Source organism: Stappia sp. 28M-7 (assembly GCF_014252955.1).
In the GTDB taxonomy this organism is placed as follows: Bacteria; Pseudomonadota; Alphaproteobacteria; order Rhizobiales; family Stappiaceae; genus Stappia.
In genome coordinates, this window is sequence record NZ_JACMIA010000001.1 from 1,813,824 (window position 1) to 1,829,496 (window position 15,673).

Below are 15,673 nucleotides of genomic sequence, written 5' to 3' on the forward strand. Positions count from 1 at the left end.
CAGACCTGAAGGGAATTGCAATGTCTGTCGCATTCGTCGAGCCGTATCCTGGATTGCTCGAGCGCCTGCTGCCGGTCGCACGGCAGATCTTCACCGACACGTTCGCGGAGCGCTACGACACGGCTGCCTTCGAGGTGTATTGCGACGAGGTCTATCGGCCCGGCGGGGCCATGTCGCAGGACTTCGAGGCACCTGGCATACGCTGGCTGGTGGCGGTGAGCGCGGGGCAGCCGATCGGCTATGCCAAGCTGAGGCCGCTTCGCGCGCCGGCGCTCGACGCCGAGCCCGGCGCGCTGGAGCTGCAGCAGCTCTACGTCCTGCGCGACTGGCAGGGCAGGGGCGTCGCCGACCGGCTGATGACATGGGCGCTGGAGACCGCCGCCGCAGAGGGGACGGGAGAGGTCTACCTGACCGTCTTCGATCACAACGAGCGGGCGAAGCGCTTCTACACCCGCTACGGGTTCAGGGAAGTCGGGCGCTGCACGTTCCAGCTCGGCGAGCGGATCGACGATGACCGCATCTGGCGCGTGCGCCTGCCGTCCCGCCGTTGAGGCAGCCACCTTCTCCGCTGTCATGCCTGCAAAGGCAGGCATCCAGTATCCGCTGGCGGTGTTGGTGACGCGAAAGGGCCGGGGGCTTCTTCGCGGTGTTTACGGCTTGAGCGGAAACGTCCGGGGTTACTGGGTCCCGGTCTTCGGCTGCGCCGAAACCGGGACGACAGGCGGAGGGCGGGGTGCTGCCTGCCTGTCTTTATGGTCGGCTACGGAAGGCCGTGAAAGAGGTCGCGCCAGTCGGGGTTATGTTCTTCGATGAGCCTGATCTTCCAGGCTCGTTTCCAGCGCTTGATCTGCTTTTCGCGCCGAATGGCGGCTTCGACATCGGTGTGATGTTCGAAATAGACAAGGTGGGTGACGTCGTGGCGGGAGGTGAAGGAGCGCGCGATCTTGTCGCGATGCTCCGAAACCCGGCGTGCAACGTCGTTGGTAACCCCCGTGTAGAGGGTTCCGCCGACGCCGCTGGCCAGGATGTAGACATAGTAGTTGTGATCGCGCATTCGCCCCACCCCGTTGGCGTTGCCCGATCACCCCTCGGCCGCCTCGCCAGGGCGACGGCTAGAACAGGCCCTCGATCTGGCCGTCCGCATCCAGGCGGATGTGGTTGGCGGAGGGCACCTTCGGCAGGCCGGGCATGGTCATGATCTCGCCGCAGATCGCCACGACGAAGCCGGCACCAGCCGAAAGGCGTACCTCGCGCACCGGCACGATGTGGCCGGTCGGCGCACCGCGCAAGGTCGGGTCGGCGGAGAAGGAATACTGCGTCTTGGCCATGCAGACCGGCAGATGGCCGAAGCCGTCCGCCTCCCAGCGCTCCAGCTGGTCGATGACCGACTTGTCGGCGGCAACGCCGTCGGCGCGGTAGATCTTGCGGGCGATGGTCTCGATCTTCGCCAGGAGCGGCATGTCATCGGGATAGATCGGCGCGAAGTTGGACGACCCGCCCTCGACCATCTCGACCACCTTGCGGGCGAGCGCCTCGGTTCCCTTGGAACCGTCCGCCCAGTGGCGGCACAGCACCGCCTCGACGCCCTGCTCGGCGGCATAGGCCTGGAGCGCGGCAACCTCCGCATCCGTGTCGCTGACGAAGTGGTTGATGGCGACGACCACCGGCAGGCCGAAGCTCTTCACGTTCTCGATGTGGCGGCCGAGATTGACGCAGCCGCGCACAAGCGCCTCGACATTCTCCTCACCCAGCGCCTCGCGGCCGACGCCGCCGTTCATCTTCAGCGCCCGGACGGTCGCGACGATGACCGCCGCGTCGGGCTTGAGGCCCGCCTTGCGGCACTTGATGTCGAAGAACTTTTCCGCGCCGAGATCGGCGCCGAAGCCGGCCTCGGTGACCACGTAGTCGGCGAGTTTCAGCGCGGTTCTGGTAGCAATCACCGAGTTGCAGCCATGGGCGATGTTGGCGAAGGGGCCGCCATGCACGAAGGCCGGATTGTTCTCCAGCGTCTGCACGAGGTTCGGCTGCATCGCCTCCTTGAGCAGGACGGTCATGGCGCCGTCCGCCTCCAGGTCGCGCGCGGTGACGGCGCTGCGGTCGCGGCGATAGCCGACGATGATGTCGCCGAGGCGCTTCTGCAGGTCGGCAAGGTCGCTGGCAAGGCAGAGGATCGCCATGATCTCGGAGGCGACGGTGATGTCGAAGCCGGCCTCGCGCGGGAAGCCGTTGGCGACGCCGCCGAGCGAGGAGACGATCTGGCGCAGCGCCCGGTCGTTCATGTCCATCACCCGCCGCCAGGTGACGCGCCGAGTGTCGATCTGCAGCGCGTTGCCCCAGTAGATGTGGTTGTCGATCAGCGCCGAGAGCAGGTTGTGGGCGGAGGTGATGGCGTGGAAGTCGCCGGTGAAATGGAGGTTGATGTCCTCCATCGGCACCACCTGGGCGTGGCCGCCGCCGGCAGCTCCCCCCTTCATGCCGAAGCAGGGGCCGAGCGAGGGTTCGCGCAGGCAGATCGCCGCGCGCTTGCCGATGCGGTTGAGTCCGTCGCCGAGGCCCACCGTGGTCGTGGTCTTGCCCTCGCCGGCAGGCGTCGGGTTGATGGCGGTGACCAGTACCAGCTTGCCGTCCGGCCGGCCGGATAGACCCTTGATGAAGTCGGAGCGGACCTTTGCCTTGGTCGATCCGTAGCTTTCCAGCGCTTCCGCCGGAATGTCGAGCCTGGCGCCGATCTCGGTGATCGGCTTCAGACTGGCTGCGCGGGCAATCTCGATGTCACTGGCCATGGCAAACTGTCCTCTCCCCGGGCGGTCGTTTCATCTGCCGCCGTCTATCGTTCGATTTGGAAAGCCAATCCTAAAGGCTGAGGGCAGGGCCGACTGTTTGCGAACCGACATGGCGGCATCGCGCAATCGTCGTCCTGCGGGTGAAAAGCTGCGATCAGTCGTCGCCGGTGGCGAGCGGCATGTCCTCGCGTCCGCCCCATTCCGTCCAGGATCCGTCATAGACGGCGGAGCGGTCGTGGCCGGTGATGGCGAGCGCCAGCGACAGGATCGCGGCGGTGACGCCGGAGCCGCAGCTGGTGATGACGGGGCGCGAGCGGTCGATGCCGGCCGCGTCGAAGGCGGCGGCAAGATCCTCGGCCGGCTTCAGGCGGCCGTCTTCCATCAACTCGGTGAAGGGCAGGTTCAGCGCGCCGGGCATGTGGCCGCTGCGAAGCCCTGCGCGCGGCTCCGGATCGCGGCCGGCGAAACGGCCGCGCGAGCGCGCGTCGAGGACCTGCTGGCCGCCCTGCAGCGCCTTGGCCACCTTGTCGAGATCGGCGACGAGACCGTTGTTGAGCCGGGCGGTGAAGTGGCGCTCGCCGCGCGGGGCGGGCGCGCCATCCTCGATCGGGCGGCCTTCCGCCTTCCACTTGGGCAGGCCGCCGTCGAGCACGAAGACCTGGCTGACGCCCATGGCGCGGAACATCCACCATACGCGGGCGGCCGAATAGAGCCCGATGCCGTCATAGACGACGATGGTCTGGCCGTCGCCGATGCCCATTTGCCGCATCATCGAGGAGAAGACATGCGCAGGCGGCAGCATGTGCGGCAGGTCGCTGGTCTTGTCGGCGACCGCGTTGACGTCGAAGAACACCGCGCCGGGAATATGGCCTTGCGGATATTCCGGCGGCACGTCCGGCTGGCCCACCGGCGGTAGCCAGGCATTGACGACGACGACATCCGGCGAGGCCATCTTGTCGGCCAGCCACTGGGTCGAGACGAGCGGGGAAAGCGCCATTCTTGAAAGCCTCGCTTGAGCGATGGAACGGGAGAGCGTCAGTCGACGAGCTGGATGCGCACGCGCCGGTTCTGACGGCCCTTCTTCTCGATCTTGGTGACGGCGAGCGGGCCGATCTCCGAGGTACGGCTGACATGGGTGCCGCCGCAGGGCTGCAGGTCGACATCGCCGATGCGGACCAGCCGCACGCGCCCGCTGCCCATCGGCGGCTTGACGCTCATGGTCTTGACCATCTCGGGCTTGGCCAGCAGCTCCTCGTCGGTGATCCAGTCGGTGGTGACCGCATGGTCGGCGGCGGCGATCTCGTTGACCTTCGCCGCGACCTCGTCCTTGTCCGGGCTGCCCTCGGGCAGGTCGAAGTCGAGACGGCCTTCGCCCTCGCCGATCTGGCCGCCGGTGACAGGAAAGGGCAGGACGACGGAGAGCAGGTGCAGCGCGGTGTGCACGCGCATCAGGCGGTAGCGGCGGTCCCAGTCGAGATGCAGCACGATCTCGTCGCCGACGGCAGGGAGCGTCTCGCCCTCGGCCGGAACATGGACGATCTGGCTGCGGTCCTCGCCATAGACGGTGGTGGCAATGGCGATCTGGCGGCCGTCGGCCAGCTCGATGCGGCCGCTGTCACCGGGCTGCCCGCCGCCGGTCGCATAGAAGACGGTCCGGTCGAGTACGATGCCGCCGCGATCGGTGATGGCGGTTACCCGCGCATCGCAGCTGCGCAGATAGGCATCGTCTCGAAAAAGCAGTTCCGTCATGAGAAGTCCCCGGTCGGTCAGCCGTGATTCAGGCAGGAGCGCCAGCCTATCCGATCGGCACCGGCAATCAACCATCCGCGGCGGCAAGGCCCGGCGCGGTCAAAGGATCGGCGAGAACAGCCGCGCAGCCTGGGCAATGAGGCGAAAGGCGAAGGAGCGCACCTCCAGATCCTCCGGCGTCGTCGGGCGGGAATTGGCGAAATCGCGCTCCAGCATCCGCTCCACCTTGTTCACGGAACGCTCGTGGGTGAACCACAGCGTCACCTCGAAATTGATGTGGAAGGAGCGGGAATCGAAGTTCACCGTGCCGATGCCGGCGAGCGCGTCGTCGACCAGGATCACCTTCTGGTGCAGGAAGCCGGAGGAGTAGCGATAGACCTTGATGCCGTAGTCGACCATGTCGTCGGCATGGGCATAGCTCGCCAGCCAGACCAGCCGGTGGTCGGCCTTTTCCGGCAAGAGGATGCGCACGTCGACGCCGCGCATGGACGCGGCCATCAGTGCGGTCTGCATCGCCTCTTCCGGCACGAAATAGGGACTGACGATCCACAGCCGCTCGCGCGCCCTGGCGATGGCCTCGGAAAAGGCGATGGCGCAGTCGTCGAAGCGGTCGGCAGGACCCGTCGGCATCACCAGAACCGGCTCGTCGCCCGGCTGGGGGATCGGCACCGGCAGATAGGGACGGATCGGCGTGCCGGTGGCCCAGTGCCAGTCTTCGCAGAAGGAGAGGGCACAGGCGATGGCTGCCGGGCCCACCACCTTCACATGTGTGTCGCGCCAGTGGCCGAATTCCCTCGATAGGCCGACATATTCATCGCCCACATTGTGCCCGCCGACCCAGGCGGCCTCGCCGTCGACCACGACGATCTTGCGGTGGTTGCGGTAGTTGAGCCGCATCGGCCCGGTGAAGCGCAGCCACTTGTGGCGCTGGTTGAAGCCGGCGATCTGAACGCCGGCCTCGCGCAGCCGGCGGCGATAGCTGCGCGGCAGGCTCTTGGAGCCGACGTCGTCGTAAAGGACATGGACCCGCACGCCCGCCCTGGCACGTTCGGTCAGCACCTCGGCAAGGCGCTGGCCGAGGCCGTCGTCGCGGATGATGAAGAACTGGACCAGCACCTCGTGGCGGGCCTTGGCAATGCCGGCGAAGATGGACTCGAAAGTGTCCGGCCCGTCGACCAGCAGCTCCACCGAGTTGCCGGCCAGGAACGGCACCTGGGCGATGCGGGTGAGCACCGGCCAGCTGGTGCTGGTGGTGGCATCGGCAAGGCGCAGCTCGCCGGCGCGCGCGGCGCGGGTGGTGCGGCCGGCATAGGTGCGGACCTCGCCGTAATCCTCGAAGCGCTTCCAGCCGAAGACGAGGTAGAGGAAGGCGGTGGGGAAGGGCAGGAACAGCAGCGACAGGAGCCAGGCGATCGAGCCCTGCGAGGTGCGCGAATGCAGCACCTCACGCACCGCGCACACGGCGGCAAGCGTGTAGAGCGCGAAGGTGAGCGCGGCGATGATCGGAAGGTTGGCGACGAGCGCCTCGGCGAGATCGAAGTCGCGGATCATCTCAACTCGGAGGTGAAAAGGGTCGGGGGAAGACGGTAGGCAGGAACCTGCCCGAATACAAGGCAGGCCTACCCCTTATGATCCGCTTCCCGCCCCCTTGCGCCGCCTTCCGCAGCGTCCCGCTCAGGTCACCTTCTCAGGCGACCTGCTCGAACGGGGCGGCGATGCTGCTCGGCTTTTCCAGCCAGCCCGGGACCGGCAGGTCCTTGGAGCGCAGGAAGTCCGGGTTGAACAGCTTCGACTGGTAGCGGTTGCCGTAGTCGCACAGGATGGTGACGATGGTGTGCCCCGGGCCCATCTCGCGCGCCATGCGGATGGCGCCGGCGACATTGATGCCGGAAGAGCCGCCAAGGCACAGGCCCTCGTGCTCCAGCAGGTCGAAGACGACCTGCACCGCCTCCGCATCCGGGATCTGGAACGGCATGTCGACCGGCGCATCCTCCAGATTGGCGGTGATGCGGCCCTGGCCGATGCCCTCGGTGATCGAGGAGCCTTCCGCCTTCAGCTCGCCATGGGCGTAGTAGTTGTAGAGCGCCGCGCCCATCGGATCGGCAAGGCCGATGCGGATCTTCGGATTGAACTGCTTCAGCGCCATGCCGACGCCGGCCAGCGTGCCGCCCGAGCCGACGGCGCAGACGAAGCCGTCGACCTTGCCGTCCGTCTGGCGCCAGATCTCCGGCCCGGTCGTCTCGATATGGGCCTGCCGGTTGGCGACATTGTCGAACTGGTTGGCCCAGATCGCGCCGCTGGCTTCCGTCTTGGCCAGCTGCTCGGCAAGGCGACCGGACAGCTTCACGTAGTTGTTCGGATTGCGGTAGGGCACCGCCGGCACCTCGACCAGCTCCGCACCGGCGAGCCGCAGCATGTCCTTCTTTTCCTGGCTCTGGGTCTCGGGGATGACGATCACCGAGCGGTAGCCGAGCGCATTGCCGACCAGCGCCAGGCCGATGCCGGTGTTGCCGGCCGTGCCCTCGACGATGACGCCGCCGGGCCGCAGGGCGCCGCGCGCCTCCGCATCTCGGACGATATAGAGGGCGGCACGGTCCTTGACCGACTGGCCGGGATTCATGAACTCGGCCTTGCCGTAGATCTCGCAGCCGGTCAGCTCGGAAGCCCGGTTCAGGCGGATCAGCGGCGTGTTGCCGATTGCGTCGATCACGGAGGTCTTGATGTCCATCGCTCGTTCCGTCCGTTCCAGGTGGCGGCACTCCCTGCAGAAGGAGCGGGCCGCGTATCAAGTGGGCCGGCAGGGTAGGCCGGAGGGGGCCGGGCCTTCAAGCGAACCCGTGCCATTTGTCTGGCCTTCGTTGATAATCCTTTCGGCCCTGTTCTACAAAGTTGGTCGATAAATCATCACAGTCCACGTAAGCTTGGAATCGTATGCTTGCGATGATCCGCTGCGGGACTGGCGTCGTATCACTGGCAAAGGATCTCCGGACACGACCGCACCGTCATTCGGGATGTATTGGCGCGGAGCCGTTCGTGGAGTATGAGCGATGAGACGCGGCCTTGGGGGTGCCGCGACAGGGATTGGATTGGAATGGACGCATCACGCGAACAGTTCGACGCGCTGCTGGCCGGATATGTGGCCGGCACGCTGGCCGAACCTGCAAGACTGCTTGTGCGGAGCCATCTCGACCTGTCGCCGGTCAATCGCGGTTTCGTCCGCGATCTTGAGGCTGCAGGCGGAGCGATGCTGGAAGATATCGCGCCGGTAGGGATCGACAACCGCGACGCCATGCTGGCGGCGATTTTCGCATCCCCTGCCGAGGAGCCGATCTCGGTGCCGCAGATGGTCACCAGAACGAGGCTGCCGCAGCCGCTCTTCGACTTCATCGGCAAGGATGTGGCGGAGATCCCCTGGAGGACCAAGATTCCGGGGCTGAAGGAGTACAAGGTCGCGGAGATGGACGGCTGCAGCGCCAGCCTGCTGTGGATCCGCGCCGGCATGGCGATGCCCTCGCACACCCATCACGGCACCGAGCTTACCCTGGTGCTGGAAGGCGGGTTCTCCGATCTCCACGGACACTACATCCGCGGCGATGTCGCCTATGCGGACGATGATATCGATCACCGCCCGGTGGCCGACGACGACGAGGACTGCATCTGCTTCGCCGTCACGGAAGGCAGCCTGCGCCTGACCGGCCCGATCGGCCGGCTGTTCGCACCGTTCATGCGCGGCTGAGCCGCCGCAAATCCGGGCGACCCCGTCCCGGCCGGACCCAGACAGGATCCGGCCGGAAAAATCTCCTTTGTCTTTCCGAACGTTCGAGGCGATCCGTCGGCGTCCGCCTGCCGTAAACCCTGAACAACAGGATGGAGGCAGACGATGAGCGCGAGAGCGATCGGGGCCGTTGCTCCGCAGGACGGCGTGGCCTGGGTGACCGGCGCAAGCTCCGGCATCGGGGCGGAACTGGCACTCGAGCTGCAGCGGCACGGTTGGACCGTGGCGGTGACGGCGCGCTCGGCCGATGCGCTGCAGGACCTTGCCGCACGCGCGCTGCCGGGTGCCATCCTGCCGATGCCGGGCGACGTGACGGATGCGGCCCGCATGGCCGAGATCGTTGCGGAGCTGGAAGAGCGCCATGGCGGCATCGCGCTCGCGGTGCTGAACGCCGGTGTCTACCTGCCGGTCGACGGGACCGATCCGGACCTTTCCGCCTTCCACACCTCCTTCGACGTCAATCTCAAGGGCACGGCCAACGCCCTGGTGCCGCTGGTGAACGCGATGAAGCCGCGCCGACGCGGCCAGATCGCCATCGTCGCCTCGGTGGCGGGCTATAGCGGCCTGCCGACCTCGGCGGCCTATGGGGCGACCAAGGCGGGCCTGATCAATCTGGCGGAGTCGATGAAGTTCGACCTCGACCGGCTCGGCATATGCCTGCAGGTGATCTCGCCGGGCTTTGTCGATACGCCGGCGACGAAGGACAATCCCTTTCCCATGCCGCACTTGATGAGCGTGGAGGCGGCCGTCGCCGAGTTGATCAAGGGGCTGGAGGACCCGGCCGACTTCGAGATCTCGTTCCCCAAGCGCTTTACCCGGCAGCTGAAGCTGCTGCGCATGCTGCCCTACCGGCTGTATTTCCCCCTGATCGCCCGAAGCACCGGCTGGTCGCGCAAGGGAGATCCGGCGGCAGAGCCGACAGACAAGGCGTAGGGCCGGCGGTCACGCCGGCCGGTCATCCCGGCGGGTTTGGCGCGGCCTCCCGCGCGGCGAGGGAGCGGGCAAGATCCGCATGCGCGCCCGCATCGAGCGGGAAGTTCCACATCAAGGCGATGGCAACGAGCTTGAGGGCGACGGGCACGAGTGCATAGAGCGCCACCAGCATGCCGAGGCCGCTGTCTCCGGTGCCTTCCGCGACAAAGCCGGCAAGGTCCAGCAGCGGAAAGGCAAGGCCCACGGCAAGCGCCAGCGACAGTTTCGTAGCAAGCCCCCACAGCGCGAAATAGAGCCCGGACCGGCGGCTGCCGGTCGCAAGGCGGTCGACGTCGATCACGTCCGCCTGGATCGCGGAAGGGAGGGCGAGATCGGCGCCGAGGGCAAGGCCGGTGAGGACGCAGATCGCCGCGAAACCGAGAAGGTCGCCCGGGCCGAGCAGCGGCACCAGGGCGAAGATCGCGCAGGCCCCCAGCATGGCGAAAGACCAGCTGCGATGCTTGCCGAGCCGCCTCGAGACGGCGATCCACAGCGGCACCCCGGCAATGCCGCAGAAAAAATAGAGAAACAGGAACGGCCCCTGCATCTGCGGGGCTTCCAGCACCCGCGCCACGAAGAACAGGAAGAGGGTGGCCGGCAACCCGTTGGCAAAGCCGTTGACGACGAAGGCAATGAGCAGGCGCACGAAGGGCCGGTTGGCGGCCAGATGGGCAAGGCCCTGACGCAGGCCGGGCAGGGCTCGGGCCGCCTCCGCCGGCTCCGGCAGGGCGCGGATCGCCACAACGACCGCCAGGGGAAGCGACAGCGCGACGAGCCAGGCCAGCACGGCAAGCGCATCGCCCTGGCTGCCGGCCCCGCTCGCCTCCACCAGCGCCGGCACCGAGATCGCGACCAGCGTTCCGACCAGCACCATCCCCTCGCGCGCGCCGGCGACGCGGCTGCGGCCGTGATAGTCGTCGGCAAGCTCCGCCCCCCAGGCGGTGTAGGGGATGATCGCCGCCGTATAGCCGAGCGAGAGCGCAAGGCCCCAGCCCAGCAGATAGGCCCAGCCGGCGTCGGCCGGCGGCGTCAGGATCATGAAGGCCGCGAGCGCGGCGGGAAGGGCGGCGAGCGCCAGCCAGCCGCGCCGCCGGCCGAGCGGCGGGTGGAAGCGGTCAGCGGCAAGCCCCACGAGAGGATCGGAGATCGCATCCGCGAGCCGCACGATCAGCAGGATGAAACCGACCTGCGCCAAGGGCAGGCCGATGGCACCGGCATAGTAGCTGGGCAGGATGACGTAGAGCGGCAGGGTGAGCGCTGCCAGCGGCAGCGCCGGTCCCGCATAGGCCGCAAGTTGCCCCCATGACGGGCCCGGCGCTGGCGCCATGTGTCAGTGCGCCTTTTCGTAGATCATCTGGCGCACGTCGATATTGCCCGAGCGGAAGCCGGCCTCGCAGTAGTGGAAGTAGAACTCCCACAGCCGCTTGAACCGGTCGTCGAAGCCGAGCGGGCGGATGCGCGGCCAGGCGTCCCAGAAGCGCTGGCGCCACTCCTCCAGCGTGCGGGCATAGTCGTGACCGAAGATGCGCTGGGCGGCGAGCTTCAGCCCGCTGCGGTCGCCGAGCGCTTCCAGCTCGCCCGGCGGCGGCAGCATGCCGCCCGGAAAGACGTGGCGCTGGATGAAGTCCGGCGTACGGCGGTAGTCGTGGAACAGCTTGTCCTGGATGGTGATGATCTGCAGGCCGGCGCGCCCGCCGGGCTTCAGGCAGTTCGACACGGTCTGGAAGTAGGTGCTCCAGTACTCCTCGCCGACCGCCTCGAACATCTCGATGGAGGCGACGCGGTCGTACTGCTGGCGCTCGTCGCGATAGTCCTGCAGCTTGAGTGTCACCCGGTCGGCAAGGCCGGCATCCTGGATGCGCTTGGAGGCGAAGTCGAACTGCTCGCGCGAGATGGTGAGGCCGGTGACCTTGGCGCCGATCTCGCTCGCGACGAATTCGGCAAAGCCGCCCCAGCCGCAGCCGATCTCCAGCACATGGTGATCGGGCGTGATGCCGCTTTCCTCCGCCAGCGCCCGGTACTTGCGCTTTTGCGCCTGTTCCAGGTCGTTGACGCCGCCGTCGTAGAGCGCCGAGGAATAGGTCATCGTGGGATCGAGCCACTCCCGGTAGAAGGCATTGCCGAGATCGTAGTGGGCCGAGATGTTGCGCCGCGAGCCGGAGCGGGTGTTGCGGTTCAGCCAATGGCGGAAACGCACCATCATGCGGAAGATCGGGCTACCGCGCAGCATGTCGGCGGTGGCATCGCGGTTGCGGCAGAACAGCTCCAGGAACGTGGTGACGTCGGAACTGGTCCACTCGCCGACCATGTAGCTTTCGCCGACGCCGATATCCGACCCGCTGAGCAGGCGGCGGATGAAGCGCCAGGAATGGATGCGTACCTCGGCCTCCGGTCCGGGCAACTCGCCACGGATCAGGAAGCGCTTGCCCTCAGGGGTCTCAATGCTCAGGGATCCGGCCTTGAGGTTGAGGGCGATGCGAAGGCCAAGGCGTGCGAGCCGGGGAAGTCCGGCCAGGGCCTGGCGGGCATTTTCAGGTGTGAGAACGATCGCAGTCGACATGGTCGGTCGCTCCTCGTCGGACAGCCGGGACATTTCAGCTACCCGTATATGCGTTGTGGCGTCGAATGGTTCCCGGACGTTGAGACGGCGAATGAAAAGGCGCGCCCTTCAGCCACAAACGGAGCGCCTCCCAGTGGATTCCGCCCACCACTTTGAGTGTCATGAACGGGATTTTCAAGCAGAGCGAGAGAAGCGCCCCGCTGCTCGCCGGTACCGCCGTGCCCGCGAAGGCGGCGGACAGAAGAGGCCCCGTTGCGTCACTTTCCAGGATGCGGATGCGCACCGCCTTGCCCGGCGGCAGCACGCGGAACGCATAGGTCTGTGCCATGTCGATGAAGGGAGAAACGTAGAAGGCCTTGGCGCGGGACTGGCGGATGCCCTCCGGCCCCCGCTGGCTCTCGCGCACCGGCTCGACATAGGTGTGAATGTCGCCGAACGTGTTGCGCACCTCGTAGACGAGGGCGAGAAGCTCGCCGGCTGCGTCATAGGCGAAATAGACCGACAGCGGATTGAACACGTAGCCGAGGATGCGCGGATAGCACAAAAGCAGGATCCGCGCCGGCGGCTCGTCGATCCCGCGCGCGGCCAGCAGCGTCTCGACATGGGCGCGCAAGGGGGAGCCGTCGCGCGGCCCGTGATCGGCCTCGTGGAAGGAGGCGAGGTTGAAGCGGCCGACGGAGAACAGGCGCGACTGCCGGTCAGCCTCGTCCAGCCGGTCGAGATCGACGAGCAGCGAGAAGACCGAATAGTCGAAGCGGTGGCCGAAGGGCTTCAGCCGGGCATGCATGACCTTGCCCGGATAGAGCACGGCGGCAGCCTCCGGCGGCGGGCCGTTGGCGTCCTGGGTCGTCGCCATGGGGCGCGTGGTCATTCGGCGGCCTCCGCAGTGCGCGCGACGCCGTCCGCGCCGACGCGCCAGGGGATCTCGCAGCCGATCGCCTCGGCGACCGAGAGGCCGGCGGCAAGGCCGTCCTCGTGGAAGCCGTATCCGCACCAGGCGCCGCAGAACCAGGTGTTGCGGTTGCCCTGGATCTGGCCGAGTGCCTTCTGCGCGGCGATGGCGGCCGCGTCGAACTGCGGATGATCGTACTCGAACCGGCCGAAAGTAAGGTCTTCGCTCGGCGGTTCCACCGGATTGAGGCTGACGAAGACCGGCTTGTCGCCGGGCAGGTTCTGCAGCCGGTTCATCCAGTAGGTGACCGAGGCATCGCGGTAGGGCGCGCCCGGATCGCTGGAGGCGATGTAGTTCCAGGACGCCCAGACCCGGCGCCGTTGCGGCATCAGGGCGCGGTCGCGGTGCAAATAGACCTGGTTGGGCCGGTAGCGCACCGCGCCGAGGATGTTGCGCTCCTCCGGCGAGGCATCCGCGAGCATCGCCAGCGTCTGGTCGGTGTGGGAGGCGAGCACCACATGGTCGAAGACATCCTCGTGGCCGGACGTGTCGCGCACATGGACGCGGCCGCCGCGGCGGGTGACCTCGGCGACGGGCGTTGCCAGCCGCACCCGGCCCTGCAGCGGCGACAGTAGCCGCTCGACATAGCTGCGGCTGCCGCCCGAGACCGTGCGCCAGACCGGGCGGTCGCGGTTGACCAGCCGGTGGTTCTCGAAGAAGGCGATGAAGTTCTCCGCCGGGAAGGCGAGCATGTGGGCTGGCGGCGTCGACCAGATCGCCGCGCCCATAGGCAGCAGGTAGTCGCTGGCAAAGCAGGGTGAGAACTTGCGCCGCTCGAGGTAGTCGGCAAGCGACAGGCCGGCGAGATAGCCGGAGGCGCGGTCGGCGACGCTCATGCGGTTGAAGCGCAGGATCTCGCGCAGCATCCACATGAAGCGCAGCGAGACGATGTTGCGCCGCTGGCCGAAGATGGTGCCGAGATTGCAGCCTGACCATTCCCGAACGCCGCCATCGAGCGAGAAGGAGAAGCTCATGTCGCTCGCCTCGGTGGCGACGCCGAGATGCTCGAACAGCGCGGTCAGGTTGGGATAGTTCAGCTCGTTGTAGACGATGAAGCCGGTGTCCACCGCCATCTGCGTGCCGTCATAGTCGATGTCCACCGTGGCGCTGTGGCCGCCGGGGCGCGCCCGCTTTTCGTAAAGCGTGACGTCGTGCCTCTCGCTCAGGGCCCAGGCGGCGCTGTTGCCGGCGATGCCGGAACCGATGACGGCGATGCGCATTGCGTATCCTTCTTCTTCAGGAAGCGTTTTTTATGGTCTGGAAGGCATCGAGGGCACGCTGGCGCGCCTTGGCATGCTCGACCATCGGTCGGGGATAGGTGTCGCCGAGGCGGATGCCGGCGCGCTCCAGCATCTCGCGCGGGGCCTCATGGGGCTTGTAGATGTGGGAGGCGGGCAGGCGGGCGAGCTCCGGCACCCAGCGCTTCACATAGATGCCGTCCGGGTCGAACTTCTCGCCCTGGCTGGTGGGGTTGAAGATGCGAAAGTAAGGGGCTGCATCGGCGCCGGAGCCTGCGACCCACTGCCAGCTGGCGGTGTTGTTGGCCGGGTCCGCGTCGACCAGCGTGTCCCAGAACCAGGCCTCGCCCTCGCGCCAGTCGATCATCAGGTGCTTGATCAGGAACGACGCGACGACCATCCGCACCCGGTTGTGCATGTAGCCGGTGTGCCAGAGTTCGCGCATGCCGGCATCGACCAGCGGATAGCCGGTCTGCCCCTTGGTCCAAAGGCGGAACTGCTCCGCATCCGACCGCCAGGGAAAGGCGTCGAAGCGCGGCTGGAAATTGGCGTGGCCGATGTCGGGGAAGTGGAACAGCAGGTGGTAGGAAAACTCCCGCCAGCCGAGCTCGGCGCGGAACTTGTCCAGCTGCTTGTCGCTGATCTCCTCGCGCGCGGCGGCGCGGTCGCCGGCCGCATGCCAGATGCGCCGGGGCGAGATCTCGCCGAAGCGCAGATGCGGCGACAGCAGGGATGTTGCGTCCTCGCCCGGCATGTCGCGCTCGTCGGCATAGCGGCGCAGCCGGTCGCCGAGAAACGCCTCCAGCCGCTTGCGCGCACCGGCCTCGCCCGGCGTCCAGGTCTCGCGCAGGCCGCCGGCCCAGTCCGGACGCGAGGGCAGGGGAAGCAGCGCATCGATCTCCTCGCTCTCAAGCGCGGGAGGCTGCGGCAGGAGCGTGGAGGGGGCCTTGAACTCCGTCGGCTGGGCCGGGGCGCCGCGCACATTCATCGCCCGGAAGAACGGGGAGAACACGCGGTAAGGCTGGCCCTCGCCGGTCTTAACGTCCCACGGCTCCGCCAAGAGCGCGCCGTTGAAGCTCTCGGCGACGAGACCGTCGTCGCGCAAGGCGGACTTCAGCTCCGTGTCGATGGCAATGCCGGGCGCGTCGTAGCGCCGGTTCCAGACGATGCGCCCGGCACCGGCCTCGGACACCACCTGGCGCACGGTCTTGGGGGCGGGTCCCTTGCGCAGGACCAGGGGCACGCCGACCTTGGCAAGGTCTTCGGCCAGCGCCTTCAGCGACAGGTTCAGCCACCAGCGCGATGCGCCTCCCGGCGCGCGGGGTGCGCCCTTGCCTTCGTCGAGCACGTAAAGGGCAATGACGGGGCGCCCCTCTCCAACGGCTGCGGCGAGCGCAGGATTGTCGTCGAGGCGCAGGTCATCGCGGAACCAGACGACAATCGGGGAGGGACTGTCCTTTGAGGGCATATGGCGAATGTTCCGTCTTCAGCGGGTCTGTGCTCATGGTTACGCCTTTCAGGGCCTGATGGATCAGCACTTTTTGCTGGGCCGGCGGGAAATGCGAGCAGGCCGGCGGCCAGAAACGAAAAACGGCCGCGTCGGGGGGACGCAGCCGTTTTTCGGGTCGTGGCAGTCATGGTCCG

The 15,673-nt window shown here is 67.3% G+C and carries 14 protein-coding genes; 3 read left to right on the forward strand and 11 right to left on the reverse strand.

Annotation, left to right across the window (positions count from 1 at the left end; all coding sequences use genetic code 11):
* The first annotated feature begins 20 nt into the window (after positions 1-20).
* On the forward strand, positions 21-551 hold the full coding sequence (locus tag H7H34_RS08070) for a GNAT family N-acetyltransferase (RefSeq protein ID WP_185924854.1): 531 nt from the start codon (positions 21-23) through the stop codon (positions 549-551).
* Between the two features lie 209 nt (positions 552-760).
* Here H7H34_RS08070 and H7H34_RS08075 read toward each other — a convergent pair whose 3' ends face one another.
* The 6 genes from H7H34_RS08075 to H7H34_RS08100 form a co-directional block, all read right to left on the reverse strand.
* Entirely contained in the window at positions 761-1,054 is a 294-nt protein-coding gene (locus tag H7H34_RS08075; RefSeq protein WP_185924855.1) for a GIY-YIG nuclease family protein, read from the reverse strand.
* Positions 1,055-1,112: 58 nt separating this feature from the next.
* Positions 1,113-2,783, reverse strand: coding sequence for a formate--tetrahydrofolate ligase (locus H7H34_RS08080; RefSeq protein WP_185924856.1), 1,671 nt, complete (start codon positions 2,781-2,783; stop codon positions 1,113-1,115).
* Positions 2,784-2,937: 154 nt separating this feature from the next.
* Positions 2,938-3,780, reverse strand: coding sequence for a 3-mercaptopyruvate sulfurtransferase (gene sseA / locus H7H34_RS08085; protein WP_185924857.1), 843 nt, complete (start codon positions 3,778-3,780; stop codon positions 2,938-2,940).
* A 38-nt stretch (positions 3,781-3,818) separates the two neighbouring features.
* Positions 3,819-4,532: an alanyl-tRNA editing protein gene (locus H7H34_RS08090; protein ID WP_185924858.1), complete on the reverse strand. Its 714-nt coding sequence runs from the start codon at positions 4,530-4,532 to the stop codon at positions 3,819-3,821.
* A 99-nt stretch (positions 4,533-4,631) separates the two neighbouring features.
* Complete coding sequence (cls, locus tag H7H34_RS08095; RefSeq protein ID WP_185924859.1) at positions 4,632-6,083, reverse strand: cardiolipin synthase; 1,452 nt, start codon at positions 6,081-6,083, stop codon at positions 4,632-4,634.
* 136 nt (positions 6,084-6,219) lie between these two features.
* Complete coding sequence (locus tag H7H34_RS08100; protein ID WP_185924860.1) at positions 6,220-7,260, reverse strand: cysteine synthase A; 1,041 nt, start codon at positions 7,258-7,260, stop codon at positions 6,220-6,222.
* A 363-nt stretch (positions 7,261-7,623) separates the two neighbouring features.
* Here H7H34_RS08100 and H7H34_RS08105 point away from each other — a divergent pair, with 363 nt between their 5' ends.
* Positions 7,624-8,268 (forward strand): ChrR family anti-sigma-E factor, encoded by a 645-nt coding sequence (locus H7H34_RS08105; RefSeq protein WP_120270818.1) that lies wholly within the window; start codon positions 7,624-7,626, stop codon positions 8,266-8,268.
* A gap of 144 nt (positions 8,269-8,412) precedes the next feature.
* Entirely contained in the window at positions 8,413-9,240 is an 828-nt protein-coding gene (locus H7H34_RS08110) for an SDR family NAD(P)-dependent oxidoreductase (protein ID WP_185924861.1), read from the forward strand.
* 22 nt (positions 9,241-9,262) lie between these two features.
* Here H7H34_RS08110 and H7H34_RS08115 read toward each other — a convergent pair whose 3' ends face one another.
* From H7H34_RS08115 to H7H34_RS08135, 5 genes are read right to left on the reverse strand one after another with little or no spacing between them, the layout of a single operon-like run.
* Entirely contained in the window at positions 9,263-10,606 is a 1,344-nt protein-coding gene (locus H7H34_RS08115) for an MFS transporter (RefSeq protein ID WP_185924862.1), read from the reverse strand.
* 3 nt (positions 10,607-10,609) lie between these two features.
* Positions 10,610-11,839: an SAM-dependent methyltransferase gene (locus tag H7H34_RS08120; RefSeq protein ID WP_185924863.1), complete on the reverse strand. Its 1,230-nt coding sequence runs from the start codon at positions 11,837-11,839 to the stop codon at positions 10,610-10,612.
* A 34-nt stretch (positions 11,840-11,873) separates the two neighbouring features.
* A complete protein-coding gene (locus H7H34_RS08125) occupies positions 11,874-12,710 on the reverse strand; it encodes a DUF1365 domain-containing protein (protein WP_185924864.1) in 837 nt (278 codons plus the stop codon).
* Positions 12,707-14,011 (reverse strand): NAD(P)/FAD-dependent oxidoreductase, encoded by a 1,305-nt coding sequence (locus H7H34_RS08130; RefSeq protein WP_185924865.1) that lies wholly within the window; start codon positions 14,009-14,011, stop codon positions 12,707-12,709. The genes H7H34_RS08125 and H7H34_RS08130 overlap by 4 nt, the downstream gene beginning before the upstream one ends.
* Positions 14,012-14,027: 16 nt before the next feature.
* On the reverse strand, positions 14,028-15,497 hold the full coding sequence (locus H7H34_RS08135) for a cryptochrome/photolyase family protein (RefSeq protein WP_185924866.1): 1,470 nt from the start codon (positions 15,495-15,497) through the stop codon (positions 14,028-14,030).
* Between the last annotated feature and the right edge of the window lie 176 nt (positions 15,498-15,673).

What these genes read in the sequence shown, in the direction of transcription:
- H7H34_RS08070 (WP_185924854.1), top strand. Translation starts at nt 21, where the DNA reads ATGTCTGTCGCATTCGTCGAGCCGTATCCTGGATTGCTCGAGCGCCTG.
- H7H34_RS08075 (WP_185924855.1), bottom strand. Translation starts at nt 1,054, where the DNA reads ATGCGCGATCACAACTACTATGTCTACATCCTGGCCAGCGGCGTCGGC.
- H7H34_RS08080 (WP_185924856.1), bottom strand. Translation starts at nt 2,783, where the DNA reads ATGGCCAGTGACATCGAGATTGCCCGCGCAGCCAGTCTGAAGCCGATC.
- sseA (WP_185924857.1), bottom strand. Translation starts at nt 3,780, where the DNA reads ATGGCGCTTTCCCCGCTCGTCTCGACCCAGTGGCTGGCCGACAAGATG.
- H7H34_RS08090 (WP_185924858.1), bottom strand. Translation starts at nt 4,532, where the DNA reads ATGACGGAACTGCTTTTTCGAGACGATGCCTATCTGCGCAGCTGCGAT.
- cls (WP_185924859.1), bottom strand. Translation starts at nt 6,083, where the DNA reads ATGATCCGCGACTTCGATCTCGCCGAGGCGCTCGTCGCCAACCTTCCG.
- H7H34_RS08100 (WP_185924860.1), bottom strand. Translation starts at nt 7,260, where the DNA reads ATGGACATCAAGACCTCCGTGATCGACGCAATCGGCAACACGCCGCTG.
- H7H34_RS08105 (WP_120270818.1), top strand. Translation starts at nt 7,624, where the DNA reads ATGGACGCATCACGCGAACAGTTCGACGCGCTGCTGGCCGGATATGTG.
- H7H34_RS08110 (WP_185924861.1), top strand. Translation starts at nt 8,413, where the DNA reads ATGAGCGCGAGAGCGATCGGGGCCGTTGCTCCGCAGGACGGCGTGGCC.
- H7H34_RS08115 (WP_185924862.1), bottom strand. Translation starts at nt 10,606, where the DNA reads ATGGCGCCAGCGCCGGGCCCGTCATGGGGGCAACTTGCGGCCTATGCG.
- H7H34_RS08120 (WP_185924863.1), bottom strand. Translation starts at nt 11,839, where the DNA reads ATGTCGACTGCGATCGTTCTCACACCTGAAAATGCCCGCCAGGCCCTG.
- H7H34_RS08125 (WP_185924864.1), bottom strand. Translation starts at nt 12,710, where the DNA reads ATGACCACGCGCCCCATGGCGACGACCCAGGACGCCAACGGCCCGCCG.
- H7H34_RS08130 (WP_185924865.1), bottom strand. Translation starts at nt 14,011, where the DNA reads ATGCGCATCGCCGTCATCGGTTCCGGCATCGCCGGCAACAGCGCCGCC.
- H7H34_RS08135 (WP_185924866.1), bottom strand. Translation starts at nt 15,497, where the DNA reads ATGCCCTCAAAGGACAGTCCCTCCCCGATTGTCGTCTGGTTCCGCGAT.